Source organism: Rhizobacter terrae (genome assembly GCF_003852895.1).
GTDB classification, from domain to species: Bacteria; Pseudomonadota; Gammaproteobacteria; order Burkholderiales; family Burkholderiaceae_C; genus Albitalea; species Albitalea terrae.
On the sequence record NZ_QUSW01000001.1, the window covers coordinates 1,038,539 to 1,053,703 of the forward strand.

At 68.1% G+C, this 15,165-nt stretch carries 14 protein-coding genes; 3 read left to right on the forward strand and 11 right to left on the reverse strand.

The features are described from left to right. Positions 1-133: 133 nt before the first annotated feature. The 3 genes from DZC73_RS04770 (at position 134) to DZC73_RS04780 (ending at position 2,054) form a co-directional block, all read left to right on the forward strand. On the forward strand, positions 134-325 hold the full coding sequence (locus tag DZC73_RS04770) for a hypothetical protein (RefSeq protein ID WP_124539020.1): 192 nt from the start codon (positions 134-136) through the stop codon (positions 323-325). 2 nt (positions 326-327) lie between these two features. Further along, positions 328-846, forward strand: a complete 519-nt coding sequence (locus DZC73_RS04775) for a serine O-acetyltransferase (RefSeq protein ID WP_124539021.1) — start codon at positions 328-330, stop codon at positions 844-846. Positions 847-917: 71 nt separating this feature from the next. After that, positions 918-2,054 carry a hypothetical protein gene (locus DZC73_RS04780; RefSeq protein ID WP_124539022.1) on the forward strand — a complete coding sequence of 379 codons (1,137 nt, stop codon included), beginning with the start codon at positions 918-920 and terminating at the stop codon, positions 2,052-2,054. Here the strand turns inward: DZC73_RS04780 and DZC73_RS04785 are convergent, their stop codons facing one another. Genes DZC73_RS04785 through xrtB form a run of 11 tightly spaced genes read right to left on the reverse strand, consistent with a single transcriptional unit; the run spans position 2,055 to position 15,164 of the window. Continuing rightward, the gene (locus tag DZC73_RS04785) at positions 2,055-3,254 is read right to left on the reverse strand and encodes a glycosyltransferase (RefSeq protein ID WP_124539023.1); all 1,200 of its coding nucleotides are present in this window, start codon (positions 3,252-3,254) and stop codon (positions 2,055-2,057) included. Positions 3,255-3,272: 18 nt separating this feature from the next. Further along, positions 3,273-4,250, reverse strand: a complete 978-nt coding sequence (locus DZC73_RS04790) for a glycosyltransferase family 2 protein (RefSeq protein WP_124539024.1) — start codon at positions 4,248-4,250, stop codon at positions 3,273-3,275. Then, positions 4,247-5,281 carry a polysaccharide deacetylase family protein gene (locus DZC73_RS04795; protein ID WP_161974454.1) on the reverse strand — a complete coding sequence of 345 codons (1,035 nt, stop codon included), beginning with the start codon at positions 5,279-5,281 and terminating at the stop codon, positions 4,247-4,249. The genes DZC73_RS04790 and DZC73_RS04795 overlap by 4 nt, the downstream gene beginning before the upstream one ends. Positions 5,282-5,306: 25 nt before the next feature. Continuing rightward, positions 5,307-6,275, reverse strand: coding sequence for a glycosyltransferase family 2 protein (locus tag DZC73_RS04800; RefSeq protein WP_124539026.1), 969 nt, complete (start codon positions 6,273-6,275; stop codon positions 5,307-5,309). Then, on the reverse strand, positions 6,272-7,240 hold the full coding sequence (locus DZC73_RS04805) for a VirK/YbjX family protein (protein WP_161974455.1): 969 nt from the start codon (positions 7,238-7,240) through the stop codon (positions 6,272-6,274). The genes DZC73_RS04800 and DZC73_RS04805 overlap by 4 nt, the downstream gene beginning before the upstream one ends. 2 nt (positions 7,241-7,242) lie before the next feature. Further along, positions 7,243-8,334, reverse strand: coding sequence for a glycosyltransferase family 4 protein (locus tag DZC73_RS04810; protein ID WP_124539028.1), 1,092 nt, complete (start codon positions 8,332-8,334; stop codon positions 7,243-7,245). A 23-nt stretch (positions 8,335-8,357) separates the two neighbouring features. Further along, entirely contained in the window at positions 8,358-9,329 is a 972-nt protein-coding gene (locus DZC73_RS04815) for a glycosyltransferase family 2 protein (RefSeq protein ID WP_124539029.1), read from the reverse strand. Beyond that, the gene (locus tag DZC73_RS04820) at positions 9,326-10,708 is read right to left on the reverse strand and encodes an oligosaccharide flippase family protein (RefSeq protein WP_124539030.1); all 1,383 of its coding nucleotides are present in this window, start codon (positions 10,706-10,708) and stop codon (positions 9,326-9,328) included. Before DZC73_RS04820 ends, DZC73_RS04815 begins: the two co-directional genes overlap by 4 nt. Further along, positions 10,669-12,681 carry a glycoside hydrolase 5 family protein gene (locus tag DZC73_RS04825; protein WP_124539031.1) on the reverse strand — a complete coding sequence of 671 codons (2,013 nt, stop codon included), beginning with the start codon at positions 12,679-12,681 and terminating at the stop codon, positions 10,669-10,671. The genes DZC73_RS04820 and DZC73_RS04825 overlap by 40 nt, the downstream gene beginning before the upstream one ends. Continuing rightward, on the reverse strand, positions 12,663-14,234 hold the full coding sequence (locus DZC73_RS04830; protein ID WP_124539032.1) for an O-antigen ligase family protein: 1,572 nt from the start codon (positions 14,232-14,234) through the stop codon (positions 12,663-12,665). Before DZC73_RS04830 ends, DZC73_RS04825 begins: the two co-directional genes overlap by 19 nt. A gap of 30 nt (positions 14,235-14,264) precedes the next feature. Next, positions 14,265-15,164 carry an exosortase B gene (gene xrtB, locus DZC73_RS04835; RefSeq protein ID WP_198414779.1) on the reverse strand — a complete coding sequence of 300 codons (900 nt, stop codon included), beginning with the start codon at positions 15,162-15,164 and terminating at the stop codon, positions 14,265-14,267. Between the last annotated feature and the right edge of the window lies 1 nt (position 15,165).

The window sequence follows — 15,165 nt, forward strand, 5'->3', positions numbered from 1 at the left end:
CCCTAGGTCGAATCCATCACGCTTTACACCTTGGCAAAGTCTCGGCGCGCTGGCGGCGGTATGCTTCTGACCCTTGCCTGACCCGGCGTTTTTTCCTGCAGTCACCGGGTCCGCCCGCTCCCCGATCGCTTCCATGCAGCATCCCACCACCCTTGACGCCCCGGCCGACACCCGGCCCCGGTTCCCCTACTTTGCTGCGGCCGGCGTGGCCGCATTCAGCCTCGTGCTGGGCTGGCTGGCCGTTCGTGCCGGCGTCCCCGTGATGGCCGTCGTGCTGTCCGCCCTGGCCGTTGGCGGCGTGACGGCGGCCGCCCTCGCGCGCTGACCATGACGCCGCCCAGACAGCCCAGTGCGGAAGACAGCAATCCCCAGCGCAGGCTCGTCCGTGCGCTGCTCAACAGCATCCGCAGCTACCAGCACCACAAGACCCGGCGCGGCGCGATCGCCCTGGTGATGCGCAAGCTGGCGCGCCTGCGCTACGAGGTCCTGAGCGTTCTCACGGGCTCGGACGTGGGCATCACCGCGAAGTTCGGCACCAACTTCCGACTGCCGCACCCCGTGGGCGTGGTCGTGCATGAACGCGCCGTCATCGGCGACGACTGCATGTTCATGCAGCAGGTCACCATCGGCATCCTGGCCGACCACCGCGTGCCCACCATCGGCTCGCGCGTGTACATCGGCACGGGCGCCAAGGTGCTGGGCCACGTGTCCATCGGCGACGATGCCCGCATCGGCGCCAACGCGGTCGTGCTCTCGGACGTGCCGGCCGGTGCCACCGCCGTCGGAATTCCGGCACGAATCATCGTCCGTAAGTCACACGAAGCGCCGTCGCCTGAGCCCAAGTAAGCTGCACGTCATCGGTTTGGCCCGAACATCGGGCGATGATGCGTGCAGTACTCAGGGAAACATCGGGCTCCATGGCATTTCGCGACGTGCTCTATCGGCTGTACCAGCCGCTTTCGCCGTCGCTGCGCGCCGAGCTCAAATGGACCCTCGCCGCCTTGCGCGAGCTCGCGCGCAAGGCCCGCATCTGGAACTGGGTCCGCATCGAGACCACGCCACCGGGCTGCACGCACCGCGTCATCTACTCGGGCACCGCCGCGCACCGCGAAGCCGTGGACCTGCACCTGTCGGGCAATGGCGGCCCGCCGGCTGCCGGCTGGGACCCGGTGGCAGTGAGTGAGCTGATGCTGCCCGGCGCGTTGCGCGTGCCGCGCTACATCCAGCCGGTGGTGCCGCTGGACGGCTCCATCGACAAGGTGCTCGAAGGCTACGGCGACAAGCTGCGCCGCATCGTGCGCCAGCAGCTCGCCAAGGTCACGGTGCGCCGCGCCGAGAGCGCCGAGATGATCCGCTTCGCCGACGACACCATGCTGCGCCCGTACGCCCTCGCCCGCCACGGCGGCGGGGCCGACCAGCTCTCCAGCGACATCGTGAACGACATCGCCTCGCGGCACGACGGGCGGCTGGACATCGTCTACGCCGGCGAGACCCCCGTGGCCTGCCACCTCGGCTTCGAGCGCGTGCGCCGCGGCAAGCGCTACTGGAACGCCATCCGCTTCGGTTTCGCAGAGTCGGTGTTCGGCAACACCAAGCGGCTGCACGAGATCAACTCGGTGAACGTGTTCATCGCGACACGCTTCGCCAAGGAGAACGGCTTCGACTACTACGGCCTGGGCGACTGCGTCGCACGGCCGGATGACGGCCTGCTGCACTGGAAGCGCCGCCGCGGCGGCGAACTCGACGCATCGCAGTGCCAGGAATGGTTCTACGTGCGCCTGCCCCGGCGTGGTACGACTCAGTTCCTGTGGAACACCCCGCTGTTCAGCGCCGGCCTGCGCGGGCGCCGCCTCACCTTGCACCTGGGGGTGCCGGCAGAACGGTCAGACGAGGACGTGCTGGCGCGCTACCGCGAGATGAGCTTCGGCGGGCTGCACAAGGTGGTCGTGCACGCCAACAAGCCGCTGTCGGCCGAGCTGCTCGCCGGCCTCGGCCAGCTCCTCGGCCAGGCCGGCCCTGCCCCGCGCATCGTCCAGAAGCTGCACGCCGCCTGATCAGGCGGCCATCAGGTCCTTGAGGCGGCGGGCCTCCGTGTCCACGTCGTGCATCTGCCAGACGCGCTCGCGTCCGGCCCGGCCCAGATCGGCCAGGGTGCTCACGTCAGTGGCCAGGCATGAGGCGATCGCCTGCGCGAGCGCCTGCACGTCGCTGGCCGGGAACAGCCAGCCGGTGCGTTCGTGCAGCACGAGCTCAGGGATGCCCGCCAGATAGGGCGCGATGACCGGCCGGCTGCTGGCCATGGCTTCCATGATCACCACCGGCAGGCCCTCCGACAGGCTGGGCACGACCAGCGCCGACGCCTGGGCGAGCTCCTTCTGCACACCGGCGGCGTCGAGCCAGCCGGTGATGCGCACGCAGTCGCGCAGGTCCAGCGACTCCACGAGTGCCTCCACCTCCGCACGCTGCGGACCGTCGCCGGCCAGGACGATCTCGAACGGCTGTGTCGACAAGGATCGCGCCTGCGCAGCCGCCTTCAGCAGCAGCAACTGGCCCTTCTCCTTGGACAGCCGGCCCACGCACACCAGCCGCCGCGTGGCGCCCTGCACGGCAGCCGCCGCGTCGCCATAGCCGCGCTCCAGGCCGCAGCGCACCACGTGCACCCGGTCCCACAGCGGCTGGGCGATCCACTTGAAGATCTGGCTGCGTCCATAGGAGCAGACCGCGATGGCGAAGGCAGCACGGCCCACCGTCTGCTGGAGGCCGACCTGCGCCGGGCGGTCCATGATGTCCGAGCCGTGCGCGGTGAAGCTGTAGGCCGGCCCGCCGATCGCGCGGACCAGCATGGCCACCTCGGCAGGATTGGTCGCGAAGTGCGCGTGCAGGTGGGTGGCGCCGCTGTGCGCGAGCCACTGCCGGATCACGCAGGCTTCGGCCAGGTAGGCCAGGTGCACGGGCCAGGACTTCTCCGCCCCGCGCGACATGGCCCAGGCCAGCTTCCAGCCGCGCAGGAACGCGCCCGGCGTGCTCACCGCCGCCTTGAACATCGTGCCCAGCAGCCTCAGCGGACCACCTTGCAGCACGTAGCGCGTCTTGCCGCGCTCCTCGATGTCCAGCGGATCGACCAGCGTCAGCTCCCAGCCTCGCAGGGCAATGCGGTCCACCTGCACACCCAACCGTTCCAGCGCGTGGATCTCGCGGCGGATGAAGGTGTGGCTGACGGCGGGATACTGGTTGACGAGGTAGGCGACTCGCACGAAGGCGTGCTCCAGAGATCAGGACTTGTAGTCGAAGGTGGTGGAGCCCTGGCGCTTCTTGTGGCCCATCCAGAACTGGATCTGTCCCACCAGCTCGGGGAACTTGCCCAGCACGAGGAAGAAGCCGCGTTCCAGGTTGAAACGCCAGCCGCGGTCCATCGCGACGGCGATGCGCAGCACCTGCAAGGGGTACAGCAGCAGCAGGAGCAGGCCCAGCCGGCCGAATCGGATCACGCCTGCCAGCGACACCAGCGGCAGCAGCACCGCCCACAGCCAGGTGCGCAGGCTCTGCTTGACGATGCTCGCATCGGTGTCGCGCCCCGTGAGCCACAGGCGTTGCGCGTTGCCGAAGCCGGTGCGCTTGGAGCGCTTCCACCACTGGCCGAAGCGCAGCATGGCCGCGTCGTGCCAGGCCATGGCCGAAGGCAGGCGCCAGATCTTCCAACCCTTGGCACGCATGCGCTGGCACAGCTCGGGCTCTTCGCCGGCCACCATGTCCTCGCGGAAGGCGCCCATCTCCTGGAACACCGCGGCTCGCATCATCGCGATGCCACCGCAGGCCTCGGTCTCGCCGGGAGCGCGGTCCCATTCGAAGTCGCACAGGCGGTTGTAGACCGAGCGTTCGGGGAAGCGCTCGCGCAGGCGGCCGCACACGCAGGAGACGTCGGCGCGGTCCTGCAGGAAGGACATGGCGTCCTGGAGCCAGCCGTCGATGACCTCGCAGTCGCCGTCGACGAACTGCACGAACTCGATGTCGGGCGAGACCTGCCGCAGCCGGGCAAAGCCGGCATTGCGCGCACGCGCCGCGGTGAACGGGACCGACATGTCCAGCGCCACCACCTCGACGCCGCGCGAGCGCGCCATCTCGACCGAGCCATCCGTCGAGCCGGAGTCCACGTAGACGACGACCGGCCCCATGCCGCTCATCGATTCGAGGCAGCGACGCAGGCGTTCGCCTTCGTTGCGTCCGATGACCACCACGCCAAGCTGCTTCATCTGGACCAGGGGTAGGGGTGGATCAAGGAGATGGACGCGCGGAACGACGGCTCGTCGAATTCGCCGTGCAGGCCGCTGGCGCGCGACGGATGCATGTCGATGCGGCTCAGCCGCATCGGGTCGGCCTCAGGCCCGTTGCGGCCGGTGCGGGTGGTGCAGGCATGGGTGCAGCCGGCATCGGCCACCGCCTGGCGCACGCGGTCGTCATGGTCGCCGTTCGGATAGGAGAAGCCGCGCACCGGCTGGCCGAGCCACTTCTGCAGCTGGCTGAGCGAGGTCTCCAGCTCCGCCTTGAGCGAGGCGGCATCCAGCTGGGGCAGCAGCGGGTGGCTCATGGTGTGCGAGCCGATCACGTGACCCGCGTCCACGAGCTCGCGCAGCTCCTCGGCCGTCATCAGGCGGTCCAGGTGCCGGCGCGACTCCAGCGGGCCGGGGTCGGCCAGCTCCGCCACCACGTTGGCGCGCTGGGCCGGTTCAAGTCTCTTGAGAAAGCTCATCCAATGTCCAATGTCGGGCTTGGCCTTCTTCATCCACGAGGCATCGATGCCGCAGGCACGGCAGGCCGCCGCCAGTTGTTCCAGCGTCGCGATCTGCCAGCGCCGCGCGGCGACGTCATACCAGAGTTCTGCGTCCGTCCCGATGAAACCGGTCACGACAAAAAACGTGGCCCGCACGCCATGGGCATTCATGATGGGCGCGGCCACCCGCACATTGTCGGCGTAGCCGTCGTCGAAGGTCACGGCGACCATGGGTTTGTCGCCCTCGGCCTGGCCGGATTTCAGCGCCTGCAGCCCCTCCTCCAGCGTCACCACCTGGCAGCGGCGGGCGATGGATTCCATCTGCCCGCGGAACATGGACTCGGACACGGCCAGCGAGGGGAACAGGTAGTCCTTGAAGAGTTCGTCGGGCAGCACGCGATGGAAGGTCAGGATGGTCATCCGGCCTCGCATGCGGGACTCGGCGAGCGCGAGCAGGCCGGTGGCCGCAGCCATCCGGTCGAAACTCACGCGGGCGATTCGTCTTAACTTCAAGGTGCCTGCTTTCTGCTTCTTCTCTTCAGCGTGTGGCCCGTGAGCCCAGCCGCGTCTGCCCAACGCTGGTCCAGTACAAGCCCAGGTGCTTGCGTGCTTCAGCCACCCGCGGCCAACGCCGCCTGATGCTGCTCTTGAGGACGTCCAGCACGTCCGCAATGGTGGAGAGGAACAGGGCCGCCAGCGCGCCGCCCAGGCCGAAGCGCTTGCGGAAGAACAGCAGCTCGCTCTCGACCTGCAAGGCCGAGATCTGCCGTCCCGCGGTGAGCTGCGCGTCCGACTTGGCGCTCTCGCCGCCCAGGTGGACCACCGTCGTCTCGGGGAAGAACACCACCTTCCAGCCGGCGGCCTTGGTGGACCAGCACAGGTCCACCTCTTCGCTGTAGAGGAAGAAGCGGTCGTCGAACAGGCCCACCTTCTGCACCACCTCGCGGCGGATCAGGAAGTAGCAGCCGATGACCCAGTCGCATTCGCGGATGGAGGCGTGGTCCCAGCCCATGTCGTCCACCAGCCGCGTGCCGCGGAAGATGGAATGCCAGCCGGTGCGCTTGAGGAACACGTTCCAGGGCGTCGGGAAGTAGCGGCAGCACGGCTGCAGCACGCCGTCGCGGCCTTCCAGGCGCACGCCCAGCACGCCGCAATCAGGGTGCTCGTCCATGTACTTCACCGTCTTGCGCAGCGTGTCCTCGGCCACGAAGGCATCGGTGTTGAGCAGCAGGATGTGCCGGCCCCGCGCATGCGCCAGGCCCTGGTTGTTGGCCCGGCCGAAGCCCACGTTCTTGTTGTTGAAGATGAGCGTGGCGTCGGCGAAGTCGCGGCGCAGCACCTCGGCGGAGTCGTCGCGCGAGGCGTTGTCGATGATGATGAGCTCGATCGCCAGCCCGCGCGCGGAGCGCATGAGCGCATCGCGCATCTCGTGCAGCAGGTGCGCGGTGTTGTAGTTCACCACGATCACCGACACGTCCACCGGACCAGGGCTGGCGAGCTGGATCATGCAGCGCTTTCCTTGCCCGCGGCCACCGCCTCGGCGATGCGCGAATCCAGCGATTCGAGCAGTTCATAGCGGCGGCGGTACATGGCGCGCTTCTTCGAGGGCACGTCATCGAGCGACTTCAGCGGCGCCTCGATGGCCAGCGAGAAGAAGTCGTCGGTGACCTTCTGCGCACCGCGCTCGGTCCAGATCTCGTCGTAGTTCAGCGAGAGCGTCTCGGACTTGGCGGCACCGAAGTAGGCCGCGCGATGCTGCCGGCTGGCGTCGGCCACGGCCATGATCTTGCTCACGCCCAGCGAGCGGCACAGGCTGCGCACGAGCTCCACCAGGAAGTCGCGCGGGCGCATGCCGTGCAGGGCCTTGGTGAGGTCCTTGTAGTCGGCCATCACGCCTTCGCTGTTGCCGCCCTGGATCGCGCCGATCCAGGCCACGGTGGCGCCGTTCTCGCGGCCCAGCGAGAAGGCGATGGAATAGATGCGCACGTCGCCGGCGAAGAGGTTGAGCACGAGCTGGCCTTCGCGCATGAACCAGCGCGGCTGGTCCAGCACCACCTTCAGGCCTTCATGCTCTGCGGCCAGGTCCAGGAGCTGCCGCGACTGGTCGATGGGAAAGTCGACAACGCCGCCGATCGCATCGACTGCGTCGTAGTGGGATCGGATCTGCGCGAGGCGGCGCTGGCCGTCCCAGCGCGCGCAGATGTACGGCCACACAGCGGCCCCCACCATCTCGGGGCGCTGCTCGAAGGCACGCGCCAGCGGACTGCCGGGCCGCGCGCCGGCGAATGCGTCCAGGTCTTCGCGCAAGGCCAGCGCCTTCACGACGAAGCCCACGCGTGCGCGCAGCCGGCGCAGGCCGGTCTGCTCGCACACCTTGCCGGACCAGGCCCAGAAGCGGCGGACAGCCGCCATCAATCCCTGGCCCGTGTTCGTGGTGTCGTTCGGTGCTGCCTCACTGGCGGTCTTGCTCACTGTCATCCTCTTGGCACGGCAGCACTGCTGCCATGGTGTTGGCGGACGGCGTCTTCAAGCGCCGACTCGAATTGGTCCGCGCAACGCTCCCAGGAGCTGTCGCGCACGGTGTCGAAGGCTGCCTGCGACATCGCGCGCCAGCGCTCGTCGGGCAGGGAAAGAATCGCCTGGGCATGGTCGGCCAGGCCTTGGGCATCGTCGATCTCCACGAGCGCGCCGTTGATGCCGTCGGTGATCGCCTCTTCAGGCCAGCCGGTCTTGGTGGAGACCACCGGCGTGCGGCAGGCCATGGCCTCCATCGCGGTGAGGTTGAAGCCCTCGCTGCGGCTGGCGGCGATCCACACGTCGCAGGCGGCGTACAGATCCTTGAGTGTGTGCTGAGGCGGATCGAAATGGAACTCGCCGAGCTTGTCGGCACCCGACTCCGGCTGCGATGAACCGAAGCTGACGACGCGCAGGCCGGGGATGCGCTCGCGCAGCATGTCGATGGCGCGGATGGCCACGTCCACGCCCTTCACCTCGGCGTCGGAGTACAGGAAGCCCACCGTCGGCCGCAGCTGCTTGCCGCGCACGGGCGCATGGAACTGGGCATGGTCCACGCTGTTGTGGACGATGGTCGAATCCGGGTCGCCGTATTCCTCGGCCATCACGCGGGCCAGCCAGCGCGCGACGACGATCTTCTTGAACGGCATGCGGTAGGTGGCGCGGCAGCGGTCGGCGCCGGCCTTGTGGAAGATCTCGTAGCCCTGCACGAAGTAGACCTTGCGGCCCTTGCGCGGCGACAGCTTCGCGGCCCACTCGGCGGTCTCCCACCAGGTTGCCACCACCACGTCGGCATCGGGCACGTCGGCATCGACGATGGGGCGCGCCGTCTCCAGCACGCGATGGTCCAGGCCCAGCCCGTCCAGGTGCGACTTGGGCGTCGGCCACAGGCCCAGCGCCGCCTTGATGTGATGAAGCTTGCGCGTCTTGGGCTTGGGCGTGGAGACGAGCGTCACCTCATGCCCGCGCTCGGCGAGCCTCTTCGCATGGATCGTGATGACCCGGATGCCACCGCTCATGTTCACCGGCGGCAGGAGGAAGGTGATCTTCATGGGACTCGTCGGACGCGGCATCGTCATTTCGGGAAGGCCGCACGATACAGAATCTTGGCGAAGTTGATCCACCCCCTGAGATAGAGGGGATGGCTGGTCACCGCGCGCCATGCGCGCGACACGCCCGAGCGCACGCGGCCCTCACCGAGGTCGCGCCAGGACTGGCCCACCAGCAGGCCGTGCATGTGCATGTTGACGCTGCCGCTGGGCGATTCCGAGGCCGCGGGCGCTGCCGGCGCCTGGCCCAGCGTCAGCGCATCGTCGCCGGCCAGCAGGCGCTGCTGCTGGAACTGCACGGCCACGCGGTCGAAGAACTGCCGGCGGCCGCTGCTGCGCGAGTGCGTGATGGACGCGCCGTGCAGGCGGTAGAAGTACTCGTCCACCGGCACGTAGCCCACGCGGCAGGCTTCGCCCATGCGCAGCTGGAAATCCAGGTCCTCGGCGGTCTCGAAGTATTCGCGGAAGCCGCCGATGCGGTCGAACACGCGCCGGCGGATGGCGAATGTGCACAGGTGCGTGCGGGTCACGCCCTTGCAGAGCTCGGCCTCGATGCGCTCGAACACGGGGCCGCCGCGCTTGCCCACCTCGGCGACCAGCCGGCCCTCGGTGTCGATGGTGCTGAATGCGCCGCACACCGCGTCCTGGTCAGGGTGCGCCTCCAGCCAGGCCACCTGGCGGCGGATGCGCCCCTCGGGGTAGAGGTCGTCCGCGTCGCAGCGCATGACGATCTCGCCGCGGACATGCGAGAGACCGGTGTTCAGCGACGCCGAGATGCCGCGGCGGGGGCCTTCGACCACGCGGATGCGCGGGTCGCCGATGGATTCGACGATCTCGCGGGAGCGGTCGGTGGAGCCGTCGTCCACGACGATGGTTTCCAGCGCCACCACGGTCTCGCGCAGGATGGAGTGCAGGGCTGCCTCGACGTAGTCCTGCGCGTTGAGCATCGGCACGATGATGCTCACGGCAATGGCGGACGGGTCGGCGGCGGCACTCATTTGATGGCCTCGAGGGCGCTCCAGTCATTGGTCAGCGCGACAGTGACCACCACGGCCGTCGATGCCACCAGCACCGGGATGTCGATGCGCGGGTGCCACAGGCCCAGCCTGGCGTAGACGGTGGCGTGCAGGGGGTAGAGCACCCAGCCGGCCGCGGCAAAGCCGATGATGGCACCCGGCTTCCCGTGCAGCCAGTAGCCCAGCAGCATGCCGCCGATCTGGCAGGCCAAAAGTGCGACTTGCATCACGGTGCTGATGCCGATGCGTTTCATCGCCCACAGCACGCCGGAGAAGGAGCCGTTGAGCATGTCCACCATCAGGCCCATGGCCAGGATCTGCACGATGGTCCCCGCCTGCTGGTAGCGCGCGTCGTAGAGGAAGTGGAACAGGCTCGGCCCCCCGAAGACGAGCACGAAGGCGAAGCACCATGCCGGCGCCACTTGCACGAAGCGGGCACGCTCGACCGCCCGTGAGAAGCGTTCGGGGCTGGTGCGCAGCACCTCGGAATACGCCGGCAGCAACACGCGCCCGGCCACCTGCTTGAGCAGGTTCCACACCACGATGTTGATGGTCGTGGCCAGGCCCAGCAGGCCCAGCAAACGGATGTCGAGCACCGAGCCCCAGATGAGGCGGTTGCCTTCGCCGCCCAGGAAGGTCAGGCTGGAGCTGAGCATCACCCACATGCCGAAGGAGAAAATGCCGCGCACCACGGCCGGGTCCCAGGCGAAGCGGTCGCGCGGGCCCTTCAGGATGAGGTGGCTGGACAGCATCTTCACCAGCTCGCCCGTCATGTAGCCCCAGGCCAGCGCCCAGGGGGTCGGGTCGCGCAGGGCCAGCAGGGTCGCCACGACGATGTTGATGAACAGCGCCCCCACCTCGATCAGCGTGACACGCTTGGCGTCCACGTTGCGGTTGGACAGCGCCACCTTGATGGACACGAAGCCGTCGAAGAACGCGACCAGGGCGACCATCGGCAGCAGCTGGGCCAGCAGGGGCTGCTTGTAGTAGGCGGCCACCGGGTGCGCCAGCCCCAGCAGCACCAGCGCGATGAGCGCACCCTTGCAGATCTGGACGGTCCAGGCGGTGTGCACGTAGCGCTGGTCCGCGCCCTTGGCGCTGATGACGATGCTCTGGCTGATGCCCACGTCCGACAGCAGCGCCACGCCGGCCAGCACCGACTGCACCAGCGCCATCAGTCCGAAGGCTTCGGGGAACAGCAGCCGCGTGAGGATGAGGTTGCTGCCGAAGCGCAGCACCTGGCTCGTGGCAAGGCCGAAGATGGTCCAGCCGCCGGCACGGATGACGCGCTGGCGCAGGCTTTCCTTGGGTGCGCCCTCGCTCATCGTTTCACCGCCGTCTTTCGCTGCAAGCTCAGCCAATGCACCACTTCCTTTCCGTTGAGAACGATGAGCGTGCGGCCCTGCTGCTCGCGGACCTGGACGCCGGGTTGCTGGGCGTCGACCGCGAGGCCCGTCGCAGCGATCTCGATGTCGCCGCGGACCGGCTCGCTCGAATAAGGCAGGTCCTTCTCGCCGGCGGGCGACGCGTCGGTGGCGATGGACACCAGCAGGCGGCCGGACTCGCGGATGGGCTTGTCGTCCAGCGACTGCACCACCACGCTCGCGCGCGGCGTCTGCAGGCGGACGCTGATGTCGCCCAGCTTGATCTCGCGCCCGCCGATGGCGCCGGAGGCCAGCTGGGTGCGGGCGGTGTCGACGGTGAAAGTGGCGCGCTTCCAGTCGCGCTTGAGTTCTGCGGTGTCGGAGGCCAGTGCGTCGTTCGCTGCGCTGGCGGCCTTGGCGGGTGACAGGGCCTGCGGCGCCGAAGCGCTCTTCAGCCACGGCAGCGCCACGATGGCGGGCATGCGGGTCACGAGCCGGCCATGCTCGGCCGCCAGGCGCAAGGGCATGGAGGTCGCAGGAGCGATGGGCGCGTCGAACAGTTCAGCGGCGGTGGGCGACCATTCATAGTCCGTGGTGGCTTCGCGCACGTCGTGCCGGCGGTACAGCAGCGCCGCGGCGGGCAGCACGGCCAGGCGCGATGGATCGTTGAACGCATGCCAGATGGAAGCGAAGCCGGCGGACTGCAACGGCGTCTGCGCATAGGCGTAGTGCATCAGCGCGTCCCAGCCCTGGTGGCTGGCCGTGGCGGCGACGTACAGCGGCAGCTCATGCCGGTCGGGCACGTCCAGCTTGCCCATGTTCCATTCGGTGACCGTCACCGGCTTGCCCACCACCTGCGCGGTGGCGGCCATGTGCATGGCGTTGCCCTGCTTGCGGGGGTCGCGCCCGAGGAACCCTGGCTCCTCGTAGGCATGCACGTCGACCACATCGCCCACGGTCAGCGCCGGCAGCGACACCGCCTGCCAGCCCCACAGGCTGGTGGTGGCGATGGGCACCTTCACGCCGATCGCATGCAGGTGGCTGATCATGCGGGCGTTGAAGCGCTGCTCGAGGTCGTTCAGGAACAGCTTGGACGGGCCGTACTCCCAGGCCTTCCACACCTTGTCCTCGGGCAGGTCGTGCGCCTTGGCGAAGGCCTTCGCCTCGTCCATGTAGCGCTGCCCGTGCCGCCCGACCTTCTGGTTGGGCAGCAGCGCATTGCCGTAGTGGTGCGTCAGGTCGTTCTCATTGGTGATGAGGACGGCGGCGACCGCCGGGTCGTCCTTGAGCGCCAGGTGGGTGTAGGGGTTGGTGTGGGTGAGGTAGGCCTCGTTGAAGGCCTGCATCGCCCGCTCGATGTCCGCATCGATGTAGTTGAAGCCCTTGAGGTCCACGGCAGACTGGCCCTTGGCCATGTCGGCGAAGCCGGGGATGCCGTCATCGGCGGTGAGCTTTCGCTGCACGTGCAGGTCCACCCACACGTAGATGCCCTCTTCCTTCAGGCAATGCACCCACCAGTCGAGCTTGTCGAGCATGGCGGGGTCGATGCGGCGCGTGCTCGGCGAACGGGTGCCGAAGATGTTGGGCTGCACCCAGTAGGAGTCGTGGTGGTGCAGCCGCACGAGGTTGAAGCCCAGGCGCGACAGGCGCCGGGCCTGCTCCTTCACGGCCTCGCGGTCCGTCTGGAACAGGCTGGCGGCGGTGATGTTCGCGCCCCAGAAGCGGGCCGTGCTGCCGTCGTCGAACACCAGCGCATCGCCCTTGGCGTGCACGAAGCCGCGCTTGCCGGCCGGGCGCTCGGGCTGGTTGAGGAAGGAGAGGTCAGGCTGGGCGGCCGTCCAGTCGATGGTGTCAGGCAGCGGCGCCGACAGCGCCCATCCAGCCGCGCAGCAGCCGACGATGAAGCTAGCGATGCGGGGGAGGAAGGAACGACCGATGGCGCCCGAGGCCATCATGTCGTGCGCGACCACGACGCGGCGCCGCGGAAGGCGCGTGGCCCGCGGAACGGCTCGGACACGGGCTCGGGCGCCGGCGCGCTCTCGAGCGTGCGCTTGACCATGTTCGAATAGCCCACGCACAACCCTGCGAGGAACCAGTACAGCAGCGGAATGAACGAGATGCTGCTCACCGTGCCGATGGTGAAGGCGATGCCCACCAGGGCCGCGAGCAGCGCCTGGCCGATGGTGCGTTCCTCGCAGTCCGGGTTGGGCAGCTTGCGCATGGACCAGAAGATCGACAGGCCTGCCAGCAGGAAGACGCCCATGAAGGCGCCCAGGCCCACCAGCCCGTTGGCCAGGCCGATGGCGACGTAGGAGTTCACGATGTCCACCATGCCGCCGATCACCAGGTCCATGTCCACCAGCTGGTAGACGTAGTCGCTGGAACCGAACCAGGGGTTCTGCAGGATGATCTGGATGGACGACTCCAGCATGCGCTGGCGGTACACCACGTTCTCGGCCTCCACCGTGCCCACGAACGGCAGGAGTTCCACCACCGAATCGCGCAGGGGCGACACCATCACCAGGCCGGCGATCAGCCCGAGCACGATGGCCGATTTGAACAGGCCGCCCAGCGCCTTGGGGCCGGACAGGCGGAACACGATGAGCGCGAGGAAGGCGCCGACCCAGGGGCCGCGCGAAACGGTGGCGATCAGGCCGCCGACCAGCAGCAGCAGGCCCAGCCACCAGATGCGCCTGTTCTCGACCACGTAGCGTTGCACGCCCAGGTACAGGCCGATCGCCACGACGAAGATGCAGCCCAGCACGAGCGGCTGGCCGGTGGGGCCCTGCGCACGCAGCAAGGCACTGCGTGCGAGGTAGTTGCTGTAGCCCCACTTCAGGCCCAGCGCATGGATCACGTCACCGTACAGCAGCCAGTACTTCACTGCCTCGAAGATCGCCACCAGGCCCAGCAGCAGCGCCGACAGCGTGAAGCTCATGAACACGTCGCGGTACGACTTGGCGCTGCGCAGCGAGCGGCTGGCCACGTAGTACGGCAAGCCCACGTCCACGATGGCGTACAGCGTGTAGCGCAGCGTGTTGGTGACCGTGTCCACCGACAGCCGGATGCCCAGCTGCACGAGGATGTAGACGAGCAGGCACAGGTCGGCGTAGTTCCAGCCCTCGCCATGCGCCTTGGCGTCGCGGCGGAAGAGGAAGTAGGCCGGCAGCAGCAGCGTCAGCGAGGTCAGCCGGGTGTAGTCGAAGTCCAGCAGCTGGTTGAACAGGCCGAAGCCCGGCACCTTCGACGAGATGGGCGGCACGGCGAACATCACCACCGCGAACATCGCCAGCGGGTTGTGCTCCTCGCGCCGCACCATCAGGATCACCATCGCGCTGAGGATGATGAACAGCCAGAAGTTGTGCGCGATGAAGGCGATGCAGGTGATGATGAACCACAGGTTGCGCCGCCGGTTGAAGTCAGCCTCGTCGATGCACCATTCCGTGGCCGCGCGCTTGGACAGCGCGAACACGATGCCGGCGAATGCCAGCAGGACGATCAGGGCACGAAGATGGACCGGCATGACCGAAGCGAGGCGGCTGCGTCTGTGGAATCAGGCGGCCGCGGCCGGCGGCTTGCGCTCGCCAAGAACGCGCACCAGGACGGCATCCAGCAGGAAGCAGATCAAGAGCGCGATCACCATCAGCACCATGCCGGCCGTGCCGTGCAGGAAGCCCTGGCCCGCCTCGTCGCCGAGGTAGTAGGTGATGAGCACCAGCACCATCACGCGCACGATGTTGGCGCAGAACGCGATGGGCAGCAGCGACAGCAGCATGATCGCGTTGTGCACGCGGCTCTTGCGGTCCATGATGTACATGAACAGCGTTCCCAGTGCGGACAGGCTGAACATCGAATGCAGCCCGGAGCAGGCGTCGGCCACCTGGAGCTGGTACTGCCCGATGCTGATGATCACGCCCGAGCGCGCGATCGGGTAGCCCACCGCGTACAGGACGGTCTCGACGATGCTGGAGATCCACTGCTTGAGCGGGCCGGTGATGGCGTCCACCAGCACGCCCGGCAACGGGATCATGAAGACGAAGTAGATGACCGGGAACCAGGCCAGGCGCAGCGCCCGCCGGCCCTTGAGCAGCAGCAGCAGGCCGGCGCTGACCGGCATCTGCGAACCGAACTCCAGGATGGACACGTTGAACATCCGCCCGGCGAAGTACACCAGCAGGCCGAACACGAAGATCGGCCAACCCAGTGCCGGAGAAGGTTCCGTCGGCGACTCGAGCAGGTCCTTGTGCAGCGTCCAGAACAGCCAGCCGATCACCGCCAGGATGATGGGGCCGTGCGCATGGTCGTCGGACTGCCAGATGACGTGAGCCGCCCACCAGTACACCGGCACGTACATGACCGCGAAGCCGGCCAGCACGATGAGCCACGGCGTGACGCGATCGGAATCGGCCAGCCAGCGGTTGGTGCCATTTGGAACGGGGGCGGTACTGCTCACG

Bases quoted from the DNA above. Each gene is read 5' to 3' on its own strand.
- DZC73_RS04780 (WP_124539022.1), top strand. From the start codon at position 918: ATGGCATTTCGCGACGTGCTCTATCGGCTGTACCAGCCGCTTTCGCCG.
- DZC73_RS04815 (WP_124539029.1), bottom strand. From the start codon at position 9,329: ATGAGTGCCGCCGCCGACCCGTCCGCCATTGCCGTGAGCATCATCGTG.
- DZC73_RS04770 (WP_124539020.1), top strand. From the start codon at position 134: ATGCAGCATCCCACCACCCTTGACGCCCCGGCCGACACCCGGCCCCGG.
- DZC73_RS04790 (WP_124539024.1), bottom strand. From the start codon at position 4,250: ATGAAGCAGCTTGGCGTGGTGGTCATCGGACGCAACGAAGGCGAACGC.
- DZC73_RS04775 (WP_124539021.1), top strand. From the start codon at position 328: ATGACGCCGCCCAGACAGCCCAGTGCGGAAGACAGCAATCCCCAGCGC.
- DZC73_RS04830 (WP_124539032.1), bottom strand. From the start codon at position 14,234: ATGCCGGTCCATCTTCGTGCCCTGATCGTCCTGCTGGCATTCGCCGGC.
- DZC73_RS04800 (WP_124539026.1), bottom strand. From the start codon at position 6,275: ATGATCCAGCTCGCCAGCCCTGGTCCGGTGGACGTGTCGGTGATCGTG.
- DZC73_RS04810 (WP_124539028.1), bottom strand. From the start codon at position 8,334: ATGAAGATCACCTTCCTCCTGCCGCCGGTGAACATGAGCGGTGGCATC.